Annotated in this window: 6 protein-coding genes; 2 read left to right on the top strand and 4 right to left on the bottom strand. The window is 66.7% G+C overall.

The window, feature by feature from the left end; translation table 11 throughout:
* The coding region (locus AC1DYI_RS22005) for a chemotaxis protein CheB (protein ID WP_477206268.1) at positions 1-2,514 on the top strand (2,514 nt) is incomplete at its 5' end.
* Positions 2,515-2,746: 232 nt separating this feature from the next.
* A complete protein-coding gene (locus tag AC1DYI_RS22000; protein ID WP_477206267.1) occupies positions 2,747-3,196 on the top strand; it encodes a hypothetical protein in 450 nt (149 codons plus the stop codon).
* A 43-nt stretch (positions 3,197-3,239) separates the two neighbouring features.
* Here the strand turns inward: AC1DYI_RS22000 and AC1DYI_RS21995 are convergent, their stop codons facing one another.
* The 4 genes from AC1DYI_RS21995 to AC1DYI_RS21980 form a co-directional block, all read right to left on the bottom strand.
* Positions 3,240-4,106 carry a diguanylate cyclase domain-containing protein gene (locus tag AC1DYI_RS21995; protein ID WP_477206266.1) on the bottom strand — a complete coding sequence of 289 codons (867 nt, stop codon included), beginning with the start codon at positions 4,104-4,106 and terminating at the stop codon, positions 3,240-3,242.
* A gap of 199 nt (positions 4,107-4,305) precedes the next feature.
* Entirely contained in the window at positions 4,306-4,464 is a 159-nt protein-coding gene (locus AC1DYI_RS21990) for a DUF3309 family protein (protein WP_477206265.1), read from the bottom strand.
* A gap of 280 nt (positions 4,465-4,744) precedes the next feature.
* Positions 4,745-6,850: a TonB-dependent receptor gene (locus AC1DYI_RS21985; protein WP_477206264.1), complete on the bottom strand. Its 2,106-nt coding sequence runs from the start codon at positions 6,848-6,850 to the stop codon at positions 4,745-4,747.
* Positions 6,851-7,154: 304 nt separating this feature from the next.
* The coding region (locus AC1DYI_RS21980; RefSeq protein WP_477206263.1) for a hypothetical protein at positions 7,155-7,473 on the bottom strand (319 nt) is incomplete at its 5' end.

The raw sequence follows: 7,473 nt of genomic DNA, 5'->3' as shown, positions 1-7,473 counted from the left end.
CCCATACGCGTCGTCGGGCTCGGCGCGTCGGCCGGCGGTCTGGAGCCGCTGGAGCAGTTTCTCGCCCATGTGCCGGCCAACAGCGGGCTGGCGTACATCGTCGTGCAGCACATGGACCCGACGCACAAGGCGATGCTGGGCGAGTTGCTGCAGCGGTCGACGGCGATGCCGGTGCGCGAGGCGACCCAGTCGCAGCGGGTCGAGCCCGACCGGGTCTATGTGATCCCGCCCAACGCCGAACTCACGGTGGTCAGCGGCATGCTGCATCTGGCCGAGTCGATGCAGCCGCGGGGCATGCGGCTGCCGATCGATGTGTTGTTTGCCTCGCTCGCGCGGGACCAGGGCGAACGGGCCGTTGGCGTGGTGCTGTCCGGCATGGGCTCGGACGGGCTGATGGGCCTGCAAGCGATCAAGACGCAAGGCGGGTTGACGCTGGCGCAGCAGCCCGAATCGGCACAGTTCGATTCGATGCCCAAGAGCGCCATCGCTGCCGGTTGCGTGGACATCGTCGCGCCGCCCGACGAACTGCCCGGGCGCATCCTGAGCGTAGTGGGTCCGGCCTCGTCTGCGGCGGTGGCACCGCCCCCGGACGACGCCGGGCGCGACCATTCGACTTTGAGCGCGATCCTGGAACTGCTGCACCAGCGCAGCAAGCGTGACTTGAGCTTGTACAAGTCGAGCACCCAGGTTCGGCGCATCGAACGCCGCATGGCCGTGCACGGCCTGGACACGATGCCCGCTTACGAGGCGTTCCTGCGCGAGAACCCGCAGGAGCTGGACCTGCTGTTCAAGGAAATGCTGATTGGCGTGACCTCGTTCTTCCGCGACGCGTCCGTCTGGCAGGAGCTGAAGGACAAGGTCTTGCCCGTCGTGTTGGCTCGCCACGCCGGGGAAGGGCGCCAGCTGAGGGCCTGGGTGGTGGGCTGCTCGACCGGCGAAGAAGCCTATTCGCTGGCGATGGTGTTCAAGGAGGTGGCTGGCACCAAGCCCGAATACGCGGCCACCGGCCTGCAGATCTTTGCCACCGACCTCAGCGCAGACGCCATCGCGGCGGCTCGCAAGGGCGTCTATCCCGCGTCGATCACGCATGACGTGTCGCCCGAACGGCTGGCGCGCTTCTTCAGCGCGCATGCAGGCGACTACCTGGTCGACAAGGGCCTGCGCGAGATGGTGCTGTTCGCGCAGCACGACGTGATCCTCGATCCGCCGTTCACACGGCTGGACGTCTTGTCGTGCCGCAACCTGATGATTTACTTCAGCGCGTCGCTGCAGCAGCGGCTGGTGCCGCTGTTCCACTACAGCCTGACGCCAGGCGGCGTGTTGTTACTGGGCGGATCCGAGACAGTTGGGCGCGCGCAGTCCATGTTCGCCTCGGTGCTGCCGAAATCGCGCACGTACTGGCGAAGCGACAATGGCGCGGGTGCCGGCACGGTGCACTTCCCCATCCATCGCCGCTCACCGCCGCCAACGAAGGCGCAGGAATCGAACGTGTCCCCAACAAGCGCAGCCCCCGCCAACCTGCAGTCACTTGCCGACCAAGTGCTGCTGAATGCGTTCTCGCCACCGGCCGTGCTGGTCAACGAAGGCGGCGACGTCATCTACATCAGCGGGCGTACCGGCAAGTACCTGGAGCCCGCGGCGGGCAAGGCCAACTGGAACATTCACGTCATGGCGCGGCCGGGCATCCGCGCGCAACTGGCGGTGGCCTTGCGGACCGCCTTGCTCGAGAAGAAGACCGTCGAACTGCGCGGCCTCAGGCTCGACGAGGCAGAAGAGGCGATGGTGGACATCACCGTGCAGGGCATCCAGGAGCCCAAGGCGCTCGACAGCATGGCGATGATCGTGTTTCGCGACGTCGTTGCGCCAGCGGCGCGCGGGCGCCGAAAGCGCGCGGCCGGGGCGATCGACCCCGTGATTGGCGAAGAGTTGATCCGCGCGCAAGAGGAGATCCGCGCGTTGCGCCAGGAGATGCATGCGTCGCAGGAAGAGCTCCAGGCCTCGAACGAAGAGCTGCAATCGACCAACGAAGAGTTGCAGTCGGCCAACGAGGAGCTGACCACCTCGAAAGAGGAGGCGCAGTCGATGAACGAGGAGCTGCAGACGATCAACAACGAGCTGCAGTCCAAGCTGGACGATCTCGCGCTAGCGCAGAGCGACATGCAGAACCTGCTCAACAGCACGGACATCGCGACGCTGTTTCTCGACAATGACCTGAACGTTCGGCGCTTCACCGACCAGATCACGCGGGTGATCCACCTGCGCGAAGGCGATGTCGGCCGCCCGCTCAGCGATCTGGCCACCACGCTGGTTTATCCGCAGCTGTTCGCCGACGCGAAAGAGACGCTGCGCACGCTGGCCTTCTCTGAAAAGGAGATCGCCACCAACGACGGGCAGTGGTATTCGGTGCGGATCATGCCCTACCGCACGCTGGCCAACGTGATCCAGGGCGCGGTGATCACCTTCGTCGACATCACCACCGCCAAGGAACTCGAATCCCGCTTGCGCAAGGAGTAGAGTCGAAAAAGGGCAGCAACCCAGCGGCCCGGAAAGGGCGCTTACCGTGCCGAACTCAATCAGCAGATCAGGCAACCCGACGGACCTTCGTACGCGGGCCGTCTCGCAATTGACCGGGCGCGTCCCGGCCGGCGTCCATGAAGGCGCCGCGGCGGCTTTCGGTGTACTTCACGAGCTGGCCTCTTCGCCGTCGACCGCGGCCGATGCACTGGCGCTGCTTCACGAGTTGCAGGTGCATCAGGTCGAGGTCGAGTTGCAGGCGGAAGAGCTTCGCGCTTCGCGGGCCGAGCTGGAATCATCGCTGCAAAGGCAAATTCAGCTTTACGACGCGATGCCGGTGGGTTGTTTCACCGTCGATCTGGTCGGGGCCTTGCACGAACTCAATCTTCCTGGCGCTGCGTTGCTGGAATCAGAGTGCGACGCGCTGGTCGGCCAATCGCTGTGCAGCTTCTTAACGCCTGAGAGCGCCCACTTGCTGCGCTTGCAGCTGGCGCGCGTCAGCGTGGGGCATGAGGCCCGGGCCTGTTCCTTGCAGTTGACCCGGCGAACGGGTGATCCGCACGTCGTCCACGCCACATTCAGCGCCGACCCGGGTGGCCGGACATTCCTCGTGGCTTTGATGGACGCCGGCTCGGGTGTTCGGACGCGGGGGAACGGGCAAGGTTCTTCTCCAATCACGTGAGCCCCCCGCTCGCTGCGGGACAGGGCACCAGGTTGCTGCGCGATCAGCGCAGTCCGACCACGTTGGAGCGCTCGGCGAACGCGAAGCCGATGTGTTGTTGCTTGGCCCGGTACATCGCGGCATCGGCGGCCTTGAGCAGGGCTTCGGTGTTGTCGGCGTGCATGGGGAAGATGGCCACGCCGATGCTGGGCCGAACCTCGAGGTGCCGGCCGTTGAGGGCCAGCGGTGCCGACACGGCGTCGAACAGCTTGCTGGCCAGGTGGGCCAGCTGCGGGCCGCCCAGCGGGCCGGACGGCAGGCAGACGAACTCGTCGCCGCCCAGGCGGCAGATGATGTCTCCGGCCCGCACCGCGCGGCTAAGACGGGCCGCCACGATGCGCAACACCTCGTCGCCTGTCTCGTGCCCGAAGCGGTCGTTGATCGCCTTGAACCCGTCCAGGTCCAGGTACAGCAGCCCGGCCGAGGTCCGGCGGGCGGCTGCCAGCGCCAGGGCTTCGTCCAGCCGCTCGCGGCAGTGCCGGCGGTTCGGCAGCGCGGTCAGTTCGTCGTGCAATGACAGGTGGCGGGCGTGCAATTCGCCGGCCTGGCTGTCTTCGAAATCCTGCTGGGCTCGTTCCAGCGCCGCGCGGGCTTCACCCAGCTCGTACTCAAGTCTGCGCTGGCCGTCGCGTTCGAGCGCCAGCGTGGCTTGAAGCTGATTCAGTGCAGCGGCACATTCGAGTGCCAACGCGTGGGTGCGCTTGGCCAGGGCGCGCGATTCCGGTTGGTGGCTGCCAGGCGCGGTGCTTTCGACGATGGCATGCAGCAGGTCGGCGACGTCGCCATGCAGGCTGTCGCGGCTGTTGACCGCCTCGACGAGACCCAGGTGGGGAGGGCGGCTGGCGGCGGGGCGCGTGCTGTCCAGTGACATGTGCTCATTCCCTGTCGATTCGGTGGTCAGCGTGCACCGTCCGCCAAGAGGCCGTGAGTCAGATGTCAAGGGCATGATGGGAGCGCCGGCAGCAGCAGTGCCGGCCAGGGCGGTTCGTCGTGCTGCTCATTTGTAGCGCAACTTGTCTGCCGGGTYGGTGCGCCAACGCACACACCGGCCGCGGTCGGTCACGCCCCGGTCATAGTCGGCCGGTCAGCAACAGCACGAGAACGACCAGCACGACCAATCCCAGGGCGCCGCTCGGGCCGTAGCCCCAAGAGGAGCTGTGCGGCCAGGCCGGTATCGCACCGACCAGCAACAGGACCAGCACGATCAGCAAAATGGTGCCAAGGCTCATGAATTTCTCCTGCTAGGACATCGATCAAGAGTGAACAGGCCAACGGACGACCCGTCAGGGGTCTGCCGCTGTCTGTACACCGCCAAACATAGGCTTTCCCTGCTTGGCAAAACTCGATCCCGGTGGTCCTTCACACGGGTGTGCGCGGCGGGGAGTGAGTGCACGTGCCGAGCGTAGGGCCGCTGATAGGTCGCATGGCAGCTGTGCGATGGCCTGGATCTCGACGGGGCCCGCACGACCAAACTTGCCGCGGACCTCGTTCGCGGCGGCGCTGGTGCCTTCAAAAGTTCGCGCGCAGGGTCAGCCTCAGCGTGCGAGGCTCGGCCGGGTGCACGATCCGGCCGGCCACTGGCTCTGCCTCGCCCGGCAGCTGCGACTCGTAGTAGTACTGGATGTCGTTGACCTTGGCGTTCAGCAGGTTGAAGACGTCCAGCGTCAGTTCGGCCGGCCAACCGATCCAGTCGCGCAATTGGCGCGTGGCGCGCAGGTTGAAGGTCGACGAGGGATGCGAACGCTGCGAGTTGTCCTCGATCAACGCGCCGGCGCCGAGGTAGCGCCACTGCAGGCTGGCCGACCAGGGGCCGAGGTCCTTCAGCGTCGCCGCCACCGAGGCCACGGCGTCGACCGCGTTCGGGATCCGGTCACCGTTGGTGAAGCGCCCGTGCGTCCAGGCGAAGTCGGCGTCCAACAGCCAGTGCGCGTCGGGCGTGTAGCGGTTATTCCACTCGATGCCGCGGCGCCGACTGCCGGCACTGGCCTCAGTGGCGCCGGCGTCGCCCACGTAGACCAATTCGGAGTCGAAGTCGAGCTTCCATAGCGCGAGCGAGCTTTGCAGGCCGGGCAGCGCTTCGGTGCGCAGGTCCAGCTCCCAACCGCGTGAGCTGACCAAGCCAGGCACCGCTGCGACCGGGTCGGTGGTGCCGCGCGCATCGTTGCTGTGGAAGCCGCGGCCGGCATTGAAAAAGATCTCGGTCTTGGCCCACGGCCCGGCCACCAGGGCCAGCTTGGGCGAGACCTGGTCCGCGCGGGCATGGCCCGAGTTCAGCGCCGACGACTGGCCAGTGACCTTGAAATCGCCCTGGTCCCAGCGCAGGCCGAACACGCCGCGCAGGTGCTCGCTGAAAGCCAGCGAGGTCTGCGCGTACAGGCCGGTCATGGTCTCGTCCACGTCGTCGAGCCGCGTGGTGCCCAAGGTCTGGCGCGCCTGAGTGGTGTACAGACCGACGCGGGCCCGGTCATGGCGCATCTGCAGTCCCAGCTCGGTGCGTGCGTCGAGCCCGGCGAGGCTGTGGCTCCAGGCCTGGCTGGCGGACAGGCCGTAGACATTGCGCTTGTCCTTCTGCGCGAACTGGTCGCCGGTGTCCGGCCGTTCGAGCGCATAGGTGAAGTTGGAGTACAGCGCCAGCGTGTAGTGCATCGCGTAGGCGGACACGCGCGCATCGCCGCTCCACAGCGGGCCGCGCCATTCCCCGTTCAAGCTGCTGCGCGAGGTTCGGCCGCCATCGGTCGGGTCGAGCGAATCGAAGCGGCCGAAGGGCTGGCCGTTGTAGCTGCCCTCGTCGATCAGCCTCTGCGGGATCTGGTCGGTCGAGGTCCAGCGTGCGTCGTAGGCCATCAGGCCGAGGCTGAAGCCCTGCGCCTTGTCGCCCCGGCTCAGGCCCAGAACTGCGTTGACCCGTCGCAAGCCTTCAGGCACGGTCCATGGCCCGTCGTTGCGCATTAATTCGGTTACGCCAAGCAAGCGCAGGCCGGAGCCGAGCGTCAATGAGCCGCCGCCCACGCCACGCTGATAGCCGTTCTCACCCAGCGTCAGTTGTGCAAACGGCTGCGCCAGCGTCTGCACGTAGTGGATGTCGGCTGCGCCGGCGGAGGCGAAATCGCCATGGGTCGCGAAGTACGGCCCCTTGCGGTATTCGATGCGGTCGACCAGTTCGGGGATCAAGAAGTTCAGGTCCGAATAGCCCTGGCCGTGACCATGGCTGGGCATGTTGACCGGCATGCCGGCGACGGTGGTCGCGAAGTCGGTTCCGTGGTCGAGGTTGAAGCCACGCAGGAAGTACTGGTTCGCTTTGCCGTCGCCCGAGTGCTGAGTGACGATGACACCGGGCACGAACTCCAGCACCTCACCGGGCCGCAGTGCGGGGCGGCTCTTCAACAGCTCGGCGCGGATCGTTCCTTGCGACGCCGAGTCGGACGTGCCCACTGCGTTGTCGTAGTGCCGGCCGGTCACCTCGACGCGCTGCGCGCTGGCGGCCGCCACTTGCGTCTGCTCAAGGTCGGCGGCGTCAGGGCTGGTCGCCTGTGCCTGCGTGCCGAGCGGCAAGACAAGCAGAGCGACGGCCGAAGTCACGCCTTTCAATGTGTAGAGCGTCGACGAGGAGTTCATGGGAAGCCTTTTGAAGAATTCGTGCAGCCAGTCGCTGGCAGCCATTACGCGGCTGAAGGCGCGTCGGATGCACCAATCGGCACCGCCAGGGTCTTTGGCGTCGCGCGTGCGGGTGCCCAGTGCAACGCCAGCACCAGCAGCGCACAGTCGGTCATCGCAAGATGCGAACGGGCGCACCAGCACGCGACCCCAGGGCTTCTTCCGCGCCATCACGAGGAGCGTGCCGTCGGCGATCCAGATGCCACCGTCGATGAAGCTGCCGAGCAGCGTGAATGCCCCTGTCAGGCCGTGAGCGTCGTCGAGTTCAGCGCCGAGGCCGGCGCAGCGCCGACGCCGCAGTCACCGCGCCGTACACGACAGCGGGCCATTGGCGACCCATGGCGACCGGCAAGCCGGTGGGCGCACTGAAGCTCGCGCCGGCGGATGCAAGAAGCGTCCCAGCCTGCTTGCWGATGGCACGACGGTCTTGACGGCGCAGCGCCGACGCCGCAGTCACCGCGCCGTACACGACAGCGGGCCATTGGCGACCCATGGCGACCGGCAAGCCGGTGGGCGCACTGAAGCTCGCGCCGGCGGATGCAAGAAGCGTCCCAGCCTGCTTGCAGATGGCACGACGGTCTTGA

The sequence above is a fragment of the Ideonella sp. P3_A4 genome (assembly GCF_056403075.1).
Note: the sequence above shows the minus strand (reverse complement) of the source record. Positions and strands in the feature narration are given on the sequence as shown.